We start from the raw sequence: 14,525 nt of genomic DNA, 5'->3' as shown, positions 1-14,525 counted from the left end.
AAAAATATTGAAAGATTATTTTCTGTTACTGGAAAACAATCCAAATATTGATTAATAAAATTTCAAGGAAGATTCTAAAATCCTTACTAGCAATTTTTTAAAGAGCTTCTTGTTTCTTATTCCAAAGAAAATAAATTGGAATTCCAATTAAAACAATACCTAATCCCCAACCGCAAGTAGCTGGCTTTACAATTAATAATACTACGCAAATTGCAGATGCAATAATAATATATAAAGCTGGCAAAACTGGATATCCAAAAGCTTTGTAAGGACGCTCCCATTCTGGTCTTTTCTTTCTTAATACAAATAAACCTATGATTGTAACGATATAAAATAGTAAAGAAGAAAATGTACAATAATCTAAAAGTTGCCCATAAGAACCAGAAAGACATAAAACTGATGACCAAATGGCTTGTAATATCAAAGCAAATCCGGGTACGTCTTTCTTGTTTAAATTCCCTGCTCTCTTAAAAAAAACGCCATCTTTAGCCATGGCATAATATAATCTTGCTCCAGATAAAATCAATCCATTATTGCATCCAAAAGTAGAAACCATAATTAATAGCGCCATGATAGTTACAGCCGAACTTCCAAAAATAATGGAGGCTGCAGCCGTTCCAACTCTATCTTGCGAAGCAAAAGAAATTCCTCTTTCTAAAACAGTTGCACCTTCTGGCGAACCATACATAGGTAGTAACATGATGTACGCCACATTAGCTAAAATATAAAGAATGGTTACGGTCAAAGTTCCAAAAAACAAACTTAAAGGAATATTTTTCTGAGGATCTTTAACCTCTCCTGCTGTATAAGTAATGTTATTCCAAGAATCAGAGCTAAATAAAGATCCAATCATGGAAGCACCAATTGCACCCCACAATACTACACCACTCAATAATTCCTTGGTTATGGTTCCATCGTCGTTTCTTTTAATAGCAAAAGTTGTCCAAAAATTTGTAAGATTAATTTTAAAGGCTTCGCTATTTAGTCCAAAATAAATACCCAAAACAATTAATCCTACTAAAGAAAGCAATTTGGCTAAAGTAAAACTCGTTTGTACCAATTTGGCACTTTTAATTCCTTGAAGATTTAGGATGGTTAAGAATGCTATCAGTAATAATGCTAGAAATTGCGTTGCATTAAATTTGAAAAATCCTAAAGAAAACAGAATGTGCTGTTCATCAAAAAAAGGAATTAATTCAGCAGTATATTTTGCAAATGCGATAGCGACAGCAGCTATTACGCCAGTTTGTATAACGGTAAAAACAGTCCATCCAAATAGAAACCCAACCATTGGGTTAAATGCTTCTTTTAAGTAAACATATTGTCCACCTGCTTTTGGCATCATACCTGCCAATTCGCCATAACTCAACGCAGCAATCAAAGTAATAACTCCTGTTAACAACCAAATTAATAATATCACTCCTGGTGAGCCTACAGTTCTTGCCATTTCAGAGCTCACCAAAAATATTCCTGAGCCAATCATAGACCCGGCAACTATCATCGTAGAATCTAGAAGACCTAACTCCCTTTTCATCTGGTTGTGTATTATTTTTTCCATTTAAAAAATTTAATTATATAAATACCTAAAGATTTGATTTACTGAATTTTAAAAATTTTGTTTTAAAATGTAGGAGGTAAATATGAATAAAACATTTATTATTTATTCGATTTTTAATGAAACAAGAAAAATAAATGTTTGGAAATACCAATTACCCTGCTAATTTTGGAAATTCTGATAAAACCAGATTCACCTAAATTATTGCTTTATATTTTATTATTTATATGGATTTTTTACAAACTAATTTAATTTATTTTATCCCCGTATTAGGGATTATTGGCCTGCTAGTCATGGTTTCCAAATCTATTTGGGTATCTAAACAAGATGCAGGAGATGCTAAAATGCAAGAACTTGCAGGCTATATTGCAGATGGTGCAATGGCATTCTTAAAAGCCGAATGGAGAGTTTTGAGCATTTTCGTAATTTTTGCCGGAGCTTTATTAGCTTATTCTGGTACAATTCATGAAATTAATGGCAAAGAGATTCACTCTAGTTGGGTGATAGCTGTAGCATTTGTTATTGGAGCAGTGTTTTCTGCAACTGCAGGTTATATTGGGATGAGAGCTGCCACTAAAGCAAACGTAAGAACCACACAAGCTGCAAGAACTAGCTTAAAACAAGCCTTAAAAGTATCATTTACAGGCGGAACGGTTATGGGTTTGGGCGTTGCTGGTTTAGCAATTTTGGGCTTAGGAGGTTTATTCATCGCTTTTTTAGCTTATTTTTCTGATTTAGGTTCTGAAACAGTTAAAACATCTATAGAAGTATTAACAGGATTTTCTTTAGGAGCAGAATCAATTGCCTTATTTGCCAGAGTTGGCGGCGGTATTTATACAAAAGCTGCAGATGTCGGTGCAGATTTAGTTGGCAAAGTAGAAGCTGGGATCCCTGAAGATGATGTACGTAATCCTGCTACGATTGCAGATAATGTTGGTGATAATGTTGGTGATGTTGCAGGTATGGGTGCCGATTTATTTGGTTCTTACGTAGCAACTATTCTTGCTACCATGGTTTTAGGGCAAGAGATAAATGCATCAGGTGATAATTTTGGAGGAATGTCTCCTATCTTATTACCAATGGTTATTTGTGGTTTAGGAATTTTATTTTCTATCGTCGGAACATGGTTTGTAACCATTAAGGATGAAAATTCTAACGTACAAACTGCTTTAAATTTAGGAAACTGGTCTTCAATTGCAATAACTGCCATAGCTTCTTTTTTTATTGTAAAGTGGATGTTACCAGAAAACCTAATATTAAGAGGTTATGAATTTACCAGTATGAATGTGTTTTACGCTATCATAGTTGGTTTAGTGGTAGGTACTATAATGAGTATTGTAACCGAATATTATACAGCAATGGGTAAATCTCCAGTTGATTCTATCATTCAACAATCATCTACAGGACATGCAACTAATATTATCGCTGGCTTAGCAGTCGGAATGAAGTCAACAGTTATTCCTATAATAACTTTGGCAGCAGGTATTATGTTTTCCTATTATTTTGCTGGTTTATACGGAGTTGCAATTGCAGCTGCTGGTATGATGGCAACAACTGCAATGCAGTTAGCTATTGATGCTTTCGGACCAATTGCTGATAATGCAGGTGGAATTGCAGAAATGAGTCAGTTACCTCCAGAAGTTCGTGAACGTACAGATAATTTAGACGCCGTAGGAAATACTACAGCAGCAACCGGAAAAGGTTTTGCAATTGCATCAGCAGCTTTAACTTCTTTGGCATTATTTGCAGCATTTGTAGGTGTTGCTGGTATTTCTTCTATTGACATCTATAAAGCTCCTGTGTTAGCGGCTTTATTTGTTGGCGGGATGATACCATTTATATTCTCTGCATTATGTATTCAAGCAGTTGGTAAAGCGGCAATGGATATGGTAAACGAAGTTCGTCGTCAGTTTAGAGAAATTCCAGGAATTATGGAATACAAAGCAAAACCAGAATATGAAAAATGTGTGGCTATCTCTACAAAAGCATCAATTCGTGAAATGATGATGCCGGGAGCAATTGCTTTATTAACACCCATTCTTGTTGGTTTTGGTTTTAAAAATGTTTTTAACGATGCAAGTTCTGCGGAAATGTTAGGTGGTTTATTAGCTGGCGTTACCGTTTCTGGAGTATTAATGGGTATTTTCCAATCAAACGCTGGAGGTGCTTGGGATAACGCCAAAAAATCTTTCGAGAAAGGTGTAATGATTAACAATGAAATGCACTACAAAAAATCTGAACCTCATAAAGCTTCTGTAACTGGTGATACTGTTGGCGATCCATTTAAAGATACTTCTGGTCCATCCATGAATATCCTTATCAAATTAATGTCGATAGTTTCTTTGGTGATTGCACCTTATATTGCACAAACTCAAGGCACAATTAGTTCAGGTAATTCATTAAACATTAACCACCAAATAGAAAATGTTCAAATCATTAAAAGTGAAAATGGCAAAATAGTTGCCATTCACAAAGATGGTTCTACTTGTACAGAGCAAGAAATGGCGATAATGAAAAAAGCAGGTCTTAAATGTTGTACTAAACCGGGTTTAATGGAGAGATTTAAAACTCCTGCTCCAGTTAACTAGTTTTAATATTGTTTTATTTAATCCCAATCTTATCTAAAAAGGTTGGGATTTTTTTTTGAAAAACTTAAGATAGTGGTATTCAATTTCCGATAGTCGGGCTTTACGCTATACTCCGTTTGTCCGCAAATGGCGGCCAATCCGGGGTACCGCTTCAATCCCGTTTATTAATATTGGTTTATCTTTTTTAACTCTGAATATATTTAATATTACAAAAAAAAGGGTTGCCTTAAAAAAGACAACCCTTTCAATGTCAAAATATAAAAACTAATCTTCTTGGTGTAACCAAGCTTTCTTAGCCAATAGTTCTTCTTCAGTTTCTCTTACATCTTCATCATCTACACAGCAATCTACAGGACAAACAGCAGCACATTGTGGCTCATCATGAAAACCTTTACACTCGGTACATTTATCAGAAACAATATAATAAACCTCATCAGAAATTGCCGATTGAGCTTCATCTGCATTTAAAGTTTCTCCACCACCAAAATCTATAATACCTTTTAAATTTGTGCCTTCAGAGAATTTCCAGGCTTGACCCGCATCATATATTGCATTATTTGGGCATTCTGGCTCACATGCTCCGCAATTTATGCACTCGTCTGTAATTTTAATTGCCATATCTTATTTATTCTAACGCCTTAAACGTATTTTTGTTTTTTCTTAATAAGCTGCAAATATAACACAATTAAATTATTCGGAATTCAGTCAATGTCAGATTTTTTTAAAGAAAATAGAGTAAAGGCGTTTATCAAATTAGGAGATTTCTTACTAAATCCTCCTGATGATTTAAAAAATATCATTGAAAGTGCAAAGCATAAAAATGCGTGGTTCAATCCTGAACAAGTTTTAAGTGCAATCCATGCAAATGGAAAAATGCTTAATAAAAATGATTTATTAAACTTTTCAAAAAACATTCCTGAATTAAATCCTGATCCTAAAAAAGTAGGATTGATATTGGCTGGTAACATTCCTATGGTAGGTTTCCACGATATTTTAACAGTATTACTAACTGGAAATATTGCGCTAATTAAATTATCATCTCAAGATGATTTAATTATTCCATCAGTTCTTTCAATGTTAATAACTATCGAACCTAAATTTAAAAATCAAATTCAATTTGTAGAAAGATTAGAAAATTTTGATGCGGTAATTGCAACCGGAAGTAATAACTCTTCTCGTTATTTTGATTACTATTTTTCAAAAGTGCCCAACATCATCAGAAAAAACAGAAATAGCGTTGCCATTTTAACCGGACAAGAAACCACAGAAGAATTGAAAGAATTAGGTAATGATATTTTCAATTATTATGGTTTAGGCTGTAGAAATGTATCCAAATTATTTGTTCCTAAAGATTATATTTTCAATCATTTTTTTGAATCAATAGAAGAATTTAATCCTATAATCAATCATCATAAATACAATAATAATTACGATTACAACAAGTCTATTTTCTTGGTTAATAAGAATCAGCACTTTGATAATGGCTTTCTTTTAGTAGCAAAAGACGAAAGAATGTTTTCTCCGTTAGCGGTTATCTATTATGAAGAATACGATTCATTAAACGATGTGATTGAAAAAGTGAACGGTAAATCGGAGGAAATTCAAGTTGTTGTTTCAACAATTAACGAAACTATTCTGCCTGCAAAAGTCAGCTTCGGCGAAAGCCAAAACCCTAAACTTTGGGATTTTGCAGATGGCGTGGATACCATTGCTTTTCTAAACTCGTTAAACTGAAATTAAAATTAACCACACACCAAGCATAAAAAATTTTACCTTTGGTATATGTATATCATAAAAGTTAAAGGAGTAGCAAAAATCCCTGATTATGTACAATTAAGAGATGAGCAATTTACACTTTTAGCCTATTTTAGGGTAGATAGACCTGAAAAACATTTAGAAAAAGTAGGTTTAGCAGATAAAGCAGAATACATCATGAATATTGTAAAAGATTTACCTTTCGGAAAAATCTTAAAATTAGAAATCTAATGGTAGGAAACTCAGTAATAAAATTAAATAACATTGATATATTTCAGCAAAAACACCTTGTTTTATCAAGCGTAAATTTACACGTTGATAAAGGTGAATTTGTTTATTTGATAGGACAAACAGGATCTGGGAAAAGTAGTTTGTTAAAAATTATTTACGGCGATTTACATATTCAAAATGGTGATGGACACGCTGTAGGATATGAATTAAAAAATTTAAAAGATGCTGATGTTCCTTTTATGCGTCGAAAATTAGGAATTGTTTTTCAGGATTTTCAATTATTAACAGATAGAAGTATTGAGCAAAACCTGGCTTTTGTTTTAAAAGCAACTGGATGGAAAGATAAAAATTTGATTGATGAACGTATAAAAGATGTTCTGGAAAAAGTAGGTTTAAGAAGCAAGATGAAAAAAATGCCACATGAAATTTCTGGTGGCGAGCAACAGCGTGTTGTTGTAGCAAGGGCTTTATTAAATGATCCAGAATTGATTTTAGCAGATGAACCTACTGGAAATTTAGATCCAGAAACTTCAGAAGAAATCATGATTTTGTTACGTCAAATTAGCCAATCTGGTACAGCTGTTTTAATGGCAACTCACGATTATCATATCATACGTACTTTCCCTTCTCGTATTATAAAATGCGAAAACGGAAAAGTAATTGAAGACGCAACGGTTTAAATACAGTTCAAAAATATTTTACAGTCAAATTGGAAGTTTAATTCTTGTTAAACTGACAGCTTGACTGTTTTTCGTTAATGGCAGCATGTTTGGACTTTGGATAAAATTATAATTAATAATAATGTTTAAGAAAAAGAAGGTTTCAGAACAAGAAGAACATAACAAAATGGCAGATAACGCAGAAAACCAAGAACCAGAATATCTTAAAGAAGAGATTGAAGAAGTTAATGAGGCTAGAGTTAACCAAGTCGAAGATAATGAGCTAAGTGAAACAGATAAATTAAAGGAAGAAGTAGCTCAATTAAACGATAAATACGTTCGTTTATTTGCAGAATTTGACAACTATAAACGCAGAACAAATCAAGAACGCAGAGATTTATTACAAACAGCAGGAAAAGATGTAATTGTTTCTATGTTAGGAGTTTTAGATGATTTTGAAAGAGCTGATAAAGCTATGGAAAAAGCAATTGACGTTAAGCAGGTAAAAGAAGGCATTGAGTTGGTTCATCATAAATTAAAATCGCTTTTAGTCCAAAAAGGATTAGTACCAATGGATACAAAAGGTAAAACTTTTGATGCTGATATTCATGAAGCTATTACTTCTATTCCAGCTCCTTCTCAAGATTTAAAAGGAAAAGTGGTTGATGAGGTAGAAAAAGGATATCTATTAAATGATAAAGTGATTCGTTTTGCTAAAGTTATAGTGGGGGCATAAATAATGATAGGATGATTGAATTTTGAATGATTGAATAAACCTGCCTTCGCATTATTTTATCATTCCTTTCCTCAATCCTTCAAAATTAAAAAACATGAGTAAAAGAGATTATTACGATATACTTGGAGTTTCTAAAGGTGCTCCAGCAGATGAAATAAAGAAAGCCTATCGTAAGCAGGCCATAAAATTTCACCCTGATAAAAATCCGGATGATAAATCTGCTGAAGATAAATTTAAAGAAGCTGCTGAAGCTTATGAAGTATTAAGTAATCCAGAGAAAAAACAACGCTATGATCAATTTGGTCATGCAGGTTCACAAAGTGGATTTGGCGGAGGTTACGGCGGCGGCGGCATGAATATGGAAGATATATTTAGCCAGTTTGGCGATGTATTTGGTGGCGGTGGCGGCAGTCCTTTCGATAGTTTTTTTGGTGGTGGAGGTCAATCTCGTAGCAGTGGAGGAAGAAGAGTTCAAAAAGGCACCAACTTACGTATTAAGGTAAAATTAACCTTAGAAGAAATTGCTAATGGAGTTGAAAAGAAGATAAAAGTAAACAAGCAAATTGTTTGTACAACTTGCGATGGAACTGGAGCAAAAGATAAAAACTCTTTTTCTACATGTAAAACTTGTGGCGGACAAGGTGCTGTAAGGCGAGTAACAAATACCATTTTGGGTCAAATGCAAACTACCAGCACTTGCCCTACTTGTAATGGCGAAGGCACTACAATTTCTTCAAAATGTAATACTTGCCATGGCGATGGTGTAATGCGTGGAGAAGAAACCATCAGCATAAATATTCCTGCTGGTGTAAGCGAGGGCATGCAATTGAGCATGAGCGGAAAAGGAAATGCTGCTCCACGTGGCGGAGTACCAGGAGATTTAATTATTTTGGTAGAAGAAATTTTACATGAATCTTTGAAAAGAGAAGGAATAAATATCATTTATGATTTGCATGTAAGTTTTGTTGATGCAACTTTAGGTGCAAGTATAGAAGTGCCAACAATTGATGGCAAAGCCAGAATTAAATTAGATCCCGGAACTCAAGGAGGAAAAATATTACGACTAAAAGGAAAAGGAATTCCAGAAGTTAATTCTTACCACAAAGGTGATCAATTAGTACAAGTAAATATTTGGACGCCAAAGATCTTGAATAACGAAGAAAGAGAATTATTAGAAAAATTAAAAGAATCTCAGAACTTCAAACCTAGTCCTGGTAAAAATGAGAAAAGTTTCTTTGATAGAATGAAAGAATATTTTGAATAATTAAAAACTAAATATTTTATTAAAATGGCTTATAAGAGAATCATAAGCCATTTTTTTTGTTTAAAAGTCAAGTTTTAATCTGTTATCAAAATTAAACGGAACAACGTCAATTATTTTAATTTTTGAAAATTTTGTATGCAATGGGTTTAAGAGATAATTGTATTCTTGATCAACAATTGCGGAAGGCACTTTTAATACTGCAGATTTCATTTCAGATATCCATTGATTTCCTAGCTTTTGTGTAATTGGATAATGTAAAACTTGATACCAATCAGCATTTAATTTTTGCAATTGCTTTAGTTCTATTTCTGATATTAAAACTGAATCAGGAATATCAATCACTGCCAAAGAAAATTTTCCCGAATTTAATGAAGCTCCACTTTTATGTGCTAAAATCTCTAAACAAGATAAAGATGCAGAACCTCCGGTATAAATCATTCCTTCTCCTTCGCTATTCCACCTACCAGCAAAACCGGGTGCAATTAAAGAATTTGAATATTTGGTTTGGGAAATCCTATAGACCTTCATTAAGCCAATACACCGTAATCAATACGATTTAATTCATTCATAATCATATTTATACCAGTTATAGAATCTAAAAGATCTATAGGTTTAGCATCTATCCCAATATTATGTTGAGGCAACCAGTTTTTAAATTCTTTAATAGATCCAAAAGTATCTATTCCTTTATCATATAATTCTAATAAAAACAGTACGTGTTCACTTAAACTTGTACTTAATTCTTTAGCTATTGATAAATGTTTACGTAACGTTGGCTCTGTTAAATCTAGATTTTTAGCCATATCTAAACGCGTAGAACCACTAATATCTAATAAATCTTGGATAGAAGATGATGATAAGCCTCCCTTTATTACTGAAAGCCTATTTATAGGAGATTCAAAATAAGTTTGATAGGGTGCTAATGCCTCCATTACAACGCTTGAGCCGACATCCTCTATATCTTCATAATTTTTCATACACAAATGTAATTATTTACTTTTGTAAATGAAAATAATTACACAATTAATCATCCTGGTTATTCCACCAACCTGACTTCTTCATTTCAGAAACTTCTACAGAAAAGAAATTAAATTCTTCTGTCACTTTACCTTTAATCAAATAACATCCTTTTCCTTTAAATGTAAATTTAGCAGCAATTTCTGGAAATAAGACTGTATCAATCCAGTCACCATCTTCATCTAAAAAAGTTCCAAAAAACATGGTCTCGCCATGTTTTGTTTTGGCATATTTAGTGGTTATCAACTGACCAACAATTTCAATTTCTTGTCCAACTTTACCAGGGATGTCTTTTGCTTTTATACCCTTCCATCCTTGTTTTTCCATTAATTCAAATGGAGATGAAAGCATAAAATCCAGTAATTCCAACTCGTCAAGCATATCGTTTCTCTTATCAAAATATAAATCAGGGACTTTAAAATCCGACTTTGATTCTGCTTTAAAAAGCTTGTTTTGAACAACTTGAGCAGGTTTTTTATTCATTAAAAAATGTGCGTCCCAGAGTAAGGCTTGTTTAGATTTTTGGGTAAATCTAAAAGCACCAACACGTATTAAGATAATTAGCTGTTCTAAACCAATAGTAACTCTATCTACAAAATCATTAATACTTTTGAATAATCCATAACATTCCCTTTCTTTTATCGCTGTTTGTATCAGTTTTGATTCTAAACCTTTTACATGTATAAAACCTAAAAATATAACATCAGCATTTATGGATGTTAGCCAATCACTTTGGTTTAAACATGGCGCCTCAACCTTTGCACCTGCTCTTTGAGCTTCATGCACATACAAACCAGTTTGATAAAATCCACCAAAATTATTAATTACACCTACCATAAATTCTAAAGGAAAATGAGCCTTTAAATACATACTTTGATAGCTTTCCACAGCAAAAGATGCAGAATGCCCCTTTGCAAAAGAATAACCAGCAAAAGATTCTATCTGGCTCCAAACATCAGTACTTAAACTCCTTTCTCTACCCATTTCATCACAATTAGAAAAAAACTTATCCTTCACTTGTTGAAACTCTTCCCTTGAACGATATTTTCCTGACATTCCTCTTCTCAAAACATCAGATTCACTCAAGCTTAAACCAGCAAAATGATAAGCTACTTTTATCACATCTTCTTGATAAACCATTACTCCATAAGTATCAGGCATAATTTCCCACAAAACTGGGTGCGCAATTGATTTTCCTTTATCCCAAGCATGATGTCTTAAAATATATTCCCTCATCATTCCAGATTGTGCCACACCTGGCCTTATAATAGAACTCGCAGCAAACAATGTGAGATAATCCCTACATTGCAATTTAGCTAACAACATTCTCATCGCAGGCGACTCCACATAAAAACAACCTACTAAATTTCCCTTTTCAAGATGCTCAATAATTTTTTCATCCTTCATAAATTTTGGAATATCATGTATGTCGATAGTTATTCCTCTATTTTTTTTAACGATAGCTAAAGTATCTTTTATATGTCCTAAACCTCGTTGACTTAAGATATCAAATTTGTAAAGACCTAAATCCTCGGCATTGTACATATCAAATTGGCAAATTGGAAATCCTTTGGGAGGATGCGAGGTTGCGGTATAACGATAAATGGGCAACTCAGAAATCAAAATTCCACCAGCATGAATACTTAAATTTTTTGGGAAATCTTTTATTTGTAAAGCATAATTACAAATCTCGAAATCTAATCCCTTTTTCTTTTTGTCTGGAGCAAATCCATTTTTTACTTTTTCAATCAGTCCTTCAATTTCGCCAGTAGGCAAACCATAAACTTTCCCCAATTCTCTTAAAGAAGAATTAGCTTGAAAAGTTGTGTAGGTAGCTTGTAAACAAGTATGTTCCAAACCATACTCTTTAAAAATATATCCAATAACTTCATCTCTATCTTGCCAAGAAAAATCAATATCGAAATCTGGAGGCGTTGTTCTAAAAATATTGATAAACCTTTCAAAATATAAATCTAAATCAATAGGGTCAACATCAGTTATTTTCAAACAATAAGCCACAACACTATTTGCACCACTACCTCTACCTATATAATAGAAGTTTCTATTTTGGGCAAAAGTTATAATACCATGATTAATCAAAAAATATGAAACGTATTTACCTTCTCTAATTACCTTTAACTCTTTATCTATACGCTCTCTTATAATTTGAGTTATTTCTTTGTATCGATATTTTGCACCTTTTTCAACTAAATAAACTAGCTTTTCATAATCTAATTTTTCGGAAATTTTTTTATCGATATGATTATCAAACCTTGATTTATTTTTATTCACGCCCAATTCAAAATCAATCAATTCGCAGTTTTCTAGCAAATCAAATGTGTTTTTTATTATTTGTGGATATTCTCCATAATAACTTTTAAAAGTTTCTTCGTCTAAAAATATTTCATCAGCCAAAGCCAAATCTTCATTTTTAATTTTAGAAATAATGGTATTTTTTTGTATTGCTCTTAATACTTTGTGTAGTTCAAAATCTTTCTTATCAGCAAAACTTACAGAATGCAAAATCACTATTTTCTCTTTATAAAAACTCCATTTCTTGAGCTTTAAAAAATGTAAATCTTTATAATTTATTCCAATAAACTCATTCTCATCTAAATCATATTCAACATCTCTTTTAAAAGGATAAATTATAAAAACATCAGTTCTAATTTCACATTTATCATCAAATGAAAGTTCTTCTTTTAAATGCTTTGATAATAATCGATTTAGCTTTTCAAATCCATTTTGATTTTTAGCTATGCCAACAAATTTTTGAGAAATTTCATTCCTAAAATCAATTCCTAAAATTGGTAAAAAACTTCCTTTTTTATTAAGCCTAAGAGTTTCTAAACATCCGGAAGTGTTATTAATGTCTGTAATTACAAATCTTTCTACACCATGCTTTTTTGCTTGATGTAAAAGTTTTTTAGGAGATAAAGTACCGTGTAAAAAACTAAAATAGCTGTGGCAATTAAGAAACATTTAATCAACTGGATATACCATTAAAAGGATTAAACGACCTGGAATTTATGCCCATTGTTACTGCTCTATGAACAGATTTATTCCCAAATCTGTTATTAATATTATCCAAAGCTTGGTATAATTGAATATGATTTTCATTATCGTTAAACAAGTGTATTTGTTGGTGTCCCCTTACTAATTTGCTCAACCTCACTCCTATCAATCTAATTAACATTCTACGGTTATATAGCTTTTTAAACAACATTTTAACCTGTGGTATCAATTCATGATCAGAAGAACTGTATGAGATTTTAATTTGTTGCGTATAAGTATTAAAGTCAGAGTATCTAATTTTCACACTTACACAACCCGTCAAAAAGTTTTCATTCCGCATCTTAAAACATAAATCTTCGGTCATAGAAACTAATAAACACTCTAACATCCCAATATCCATCGTATCTTTATCAAAAGTTTCCTCACTAGAAAGCGATTTCCTTTCAGTATAAGGTATAATCGAAGAATTATCAATCGCATTAGCTTTTTCCCACATCATTGTCCCATGCTTTCCAAAAGCCGATTGCAACAATTGTAAAGGCATCTGCTGCAAAGTAAAAACCTTTTTTATACCCATCTTTCTTAAACTTTCTCCAGCCTTTTCTCCAATCATTGGCAACTTCCTTACAGATAAAGGGGCCAAAAAAGATTTTTCATCCCCAAAATTTACATATTTATAATTATTAGGTTTCGCCAAACCTGTTGCTACTTTAGATACCGTTTTGTTTTTAGACATTCCAAATGAAATAGGCAAAGCAGTTTCCTTTATAATTCTCTGCCTTAATTCTTTAGAATATTCTAAAGTTCCATTAAAATCGTCAAATCCAGTCATATCCATATAAAATTCATCTATAGAAGTTTTTTCGAATACCGGAGCAGCCTCATTAATCATCTCAGTAATTTCTAAAGATGCCTTAGAATAACTATCATAATCTCCTCTTATAAATAATAATTCAGGACATAGCTGCTTAGCCAACCTTCCCGACATAGCAGAATGTACCCCATATTTTCTAGCTTCATAACTACAAGAAGCAACCACACCTCGTTCGCTAGATCCACCTATTGCAACAGGTTTTCCTAGTAAACAAGGATTAGATCTGCATTCTACTGAAACAAAAAAACTGTCTAAATCAATATGTATAATCTGATTCTCGTCCATTCTTTCTATATTATTAAAAATTTAAATCTATAATAATGGCGTTTTAACACGCTATCCGTTATAGTTTTTTAACCGCCACAGGCGGTCAAAAAAGCTGTCACTCCTATCGTTAACGCAAATAAAAAAACAGAATATATATAATCATCACTTTGTTAAAAAAGTATAAAACAAATATAATACTAATATTTTTAGCATTTAACATTGTTGAAAAGTAAGATGGATTATAGAAAATTAGATAGAAATCCTTAAGATTTAGGATACTAACATGGAAATAAGATTATCCAAATTTAAAGTATAAATCTCTTAAATAGAAAACTTAAGTAGCAAGCAAAATAGGTATATAGAGGTATAAAAAACAATGATGTAAAATCAAATGTAAACACTAAAGAATGTCACAAAAGAACTTATACAATATCACATTTTTAGAATGAAGATAGAAAATTCAGTCAAAAAAAAGCCCCCGATCCGTTAAGGAAGGGGGGCGTTAAGGTCTGGCACCGACCTACTCTCCCACGTTTTACCGCAGTACCATCGGCTCAGGCGGGC

The 14,525-nt window shown here is 32.5% G+C and carries 12 protein-coding genes; 6 read left to right on the top strand and 6 right to left on the bottom strand.

Annotated elements, in window-relative coordinates; genetic code table 11:
• Window positions 1-97 precede the first annotated feature (97 nt).
• The gene (locus tag A5893_RS08495; protein ID WP_068822147.1) at window positions 98-1,558 is read right to left on the bottom strand and encodes an APC family permease; all 1,461 of its coding nucleotides are present in this window, start codon (window positions 1,556-1,558) and stop codon (window positions 98-100) included.
• Window positions 1,559-1,782: 224 nt separating this feature from the next.
• On the opposite strand from A5893_RS08495, the gene A5893_RS08490 reads away from it, so the two are divergent.
• A complete protein-coding gene (locus A5893_RS08490) occupies window positions 1,783-4,143 on the top strand; it encodes a sodium-translocating pyrophosphatase (protein ID WP_068822146.1) in 2,361 nt (786 codons plus the stop codon).
• Between the two features lie 264 nt (window positions 4,144-4,407).
• Here A5893_RS08490 and A5893_RS08485 read toward each other — a convergent pair whose 3' ends face one another.
• A complete protein-coding gene (locus A5893_RS08485; protein ID WP_068822145.1) occupies window positions 4,408-4,761 on the bottom strand; it encodes a 4Fe-4S dicluster domain-containing protein in 354 nt (117 codons plus the stop codon).
• Window positions 4,762-4,851: 90 nt separating this feature from the next.
• Between A5893_RS08485 and A5893_RS08480 the strand changes: the two genes are divergently transcribed.
• The 5 genes from A5893_RS08480 (at window position 4,852) to dnaJ (ending at window position 8,788) form a co-directional block, all read left to right on the top strand.
• Complete coding sequence (locus A5893_RS08480; RefSeq protein ID WP_068822144.1) at window positions 4,852-5,877, top strand: acyl-CoA reductase; 1,026 nt, start codon at window positions 4,852-4,854, stop codon at window positions 5,875-5,877.
• Between the two features lie 48 nt (window positions 5,878-5,925).
• Window positions 5,926-6,129, top strand: coding sequence for a fructose-6-phosphate aldolase (locus tag A5893_RS08475; protein ID WP_068822143.1), 204 nt, complete (start codon window positions 5,926-5,928; stop codon window positions 6,127-6,129).
• On the top strand, window positions 6,129-6,809 hold the full coding sequence (locus A5893_RS08470) for a cell division ATP-binding protein FtsE (protein ID WP_068822142.1): 681 nt from the start codon (window positions 6,129-6,131) through the stop codon (window positions 6,807-6,809). Before A5893_RS08475 ends, A5893_RS08470 begins: the two co-directional genes overlap by 1 nt.
• Window positions 6,810-6,930: 121 nt before the next feature.
• Window positions 6,931-7,524: a nucleotide exchange factor GrpE gene (locus tag A5893_RS08465; protein WP_068822141.1), complete on the top strand. Its 594-nt coding sequence runs from the start codon at window positions 6,931-6,933 to the stop codon at window positions 7,522-7,524.
• Window positions 7,525-7,618: 94 nt separating this feature from the next.
• Window positions 7,619-8,788 (top strand): molecular chaperone DnaJ, encoded by a 1,170-nt coding sequence (gene dnaJ / locus A5893_RS08460; protein ID WP_068822140.1) that lies wholly within the window; start codon window positions 7,619-7,621, stop codon window positions 8,786-8,788.
• A 60-nt stretch (window positions 8,789-8,848) separates the two neighbouring features.
• Here dnaJ and A5893_RS08455 read toward each other — a convergent pair whose 3' ends face one another.
• Genes A5893_RS08455 through dinB form a run of 4 tightly spaced genes read right to left on the bottom strand, consistent with a single transcriptional unit; the run spans window position 8,849 to window position 13,979 of the window.
• Window positions 8,849-9,316: an RES family NAD+ phosphorylase gene (locus tag A5893_RS08455; RefSeq protein ID WP_068822139.1), complete on the bottom strand. Its 468-nt coding sequence runs from the start codon at window positions 9,314-9,316 to the stop codon at window positions 8,849-8,851.
• Entirely contained in the window at window positions 9,316-9,765 is a 450-nt protein-coding gene (locus A5893_RS08450; protein ID WP_068822138.1) for an antitoxin Xre/MbcA/ParS toxin-binding domain-containing protein, read from the bottom strand. The genes A5893_RS08455 and A5893_RS08450 overlap by 1 nt, the downstream gene beginning before the upstream one ends.
• 46 nt (window positions 9,766-9,811) lie before the next feature.
• Window positions 9,812-12,787 (bottom strand): DNA polymerase III subunit alpha, encoded by a 2,976-nt coding sequence (locus A5893_RS08445; protein ID WP_068822137.1) that lies wholly within the window; start codon window positions 12,785-12,787, stop codon window positions 9,812-9,814.
• Between the two features lie 4 nt (window positions 12,788-12,791).
• A complete protein-coding gene (gene dinB, locus A5893_RS08440; RefSeq protein WP_068822136.1) occupies window positions 12,792-13,979 on the bottom strand; it encodes a DNA polymerase IV in 1,188 nt (395 codons plus the stop codon).
• Between the last annotated feature and the right edge of the window lie 546 nt (window positions 13,980-14,525).

The organism is Pedobacter psychrophilus, assembly GCF_001652725.1.
In the GTDB taxonomy this organism is placed as follows: domain Bacteria; phylum Bacteroidota; class Bacteroidia; order Sphingobacteriales; family Sphingobacteriaceae; genus Pseudopedobacter; species Pseudopedobacter psychrophilus.
Note: the sequence above shows the minus strand (reverse complement) of the source record. Positions and strands in the feature narration are given on the sequence as shown.

Coding starts and splice junctions, on each gene's coding strand:
- A5893_RS08495 (WP_068822147.1), bottom strand. CDS start 1,558: ATGGAAAAAATAATACACAACCAGATGAAAAGGGAGTTAGGTCTTCTA.
- A5893_RS08490 (WP_068822146.1), top strand. CDS start 1,783: ATGGATTTTTTACAAACTAATTTAATTTATTTTATCCCCGTATTAGGG.
- A5893_RS08485 (WP_068822145.1), bottom strand. CDS start 4,761: ATGGCAATTAAAATTACAGACGAGTGCATAAATTGCGGAGCATGTGAG.
- A5893_RS08480 (WP_068822144.1), top strand. CDS start 4,852: ATGTCAGATTTTTTTAAAGAAAATAGAGTAAAGGCGTTTATCAAATTA.
- A5893_RS08475 (WP_068822143.1), top strand. CDS start 5,926: ATGTATATCATAAAAGTTAAAGGAGTAGCAAAAATCCCTGATTATGTA.
- A5893_RS08470 (WP_068822142.1), top strand. CDS start 6,129: ATGGTAGGAAACTCAGTAATAAAATTAAATAACATTGATATATTTCAG.
- A5893_RS08465 (WP_068822141.1), top strand. CDS start 6,931: ATGTTTAAGAAAAAGAAGGTTTCAGAACAAGAAGAACATAACAAAATG.
- dnaJ (WP_068822140.1), top strand. CDS start 7,619: ATGAGTAAAAGAGATTATTACGATATACTTGGAGTTTCTAAAGGTGCT.
- A5893_RS08455 (WP_068822139.1), bottom strand. CDS start 9,316: ATGAAGGTCTATAGGATTTCCCAAACCAAATATTCAAATTCTTTAATT.
- A5893_RS08450 (WP_068822138.1), bottom strand. CDS start 9,765: ATGAAAAATTATGAAGATATAGAGGATGTCGGCTCAAGCGTTGTAATG.
- A5893_RS08445 (WP_068822137.1), bottom strand. CDS start 12,787: ATGTTTCTTAATTGCCACAGCTATTTTAGTTTTTTACACGGTACTTTA.
- dinB (WP_068822136.1), bottom strand. CDS start 13,979: ATGGACGAGAATCAGATTATACATATTGATTTAGACAGTTTTTTTGTT.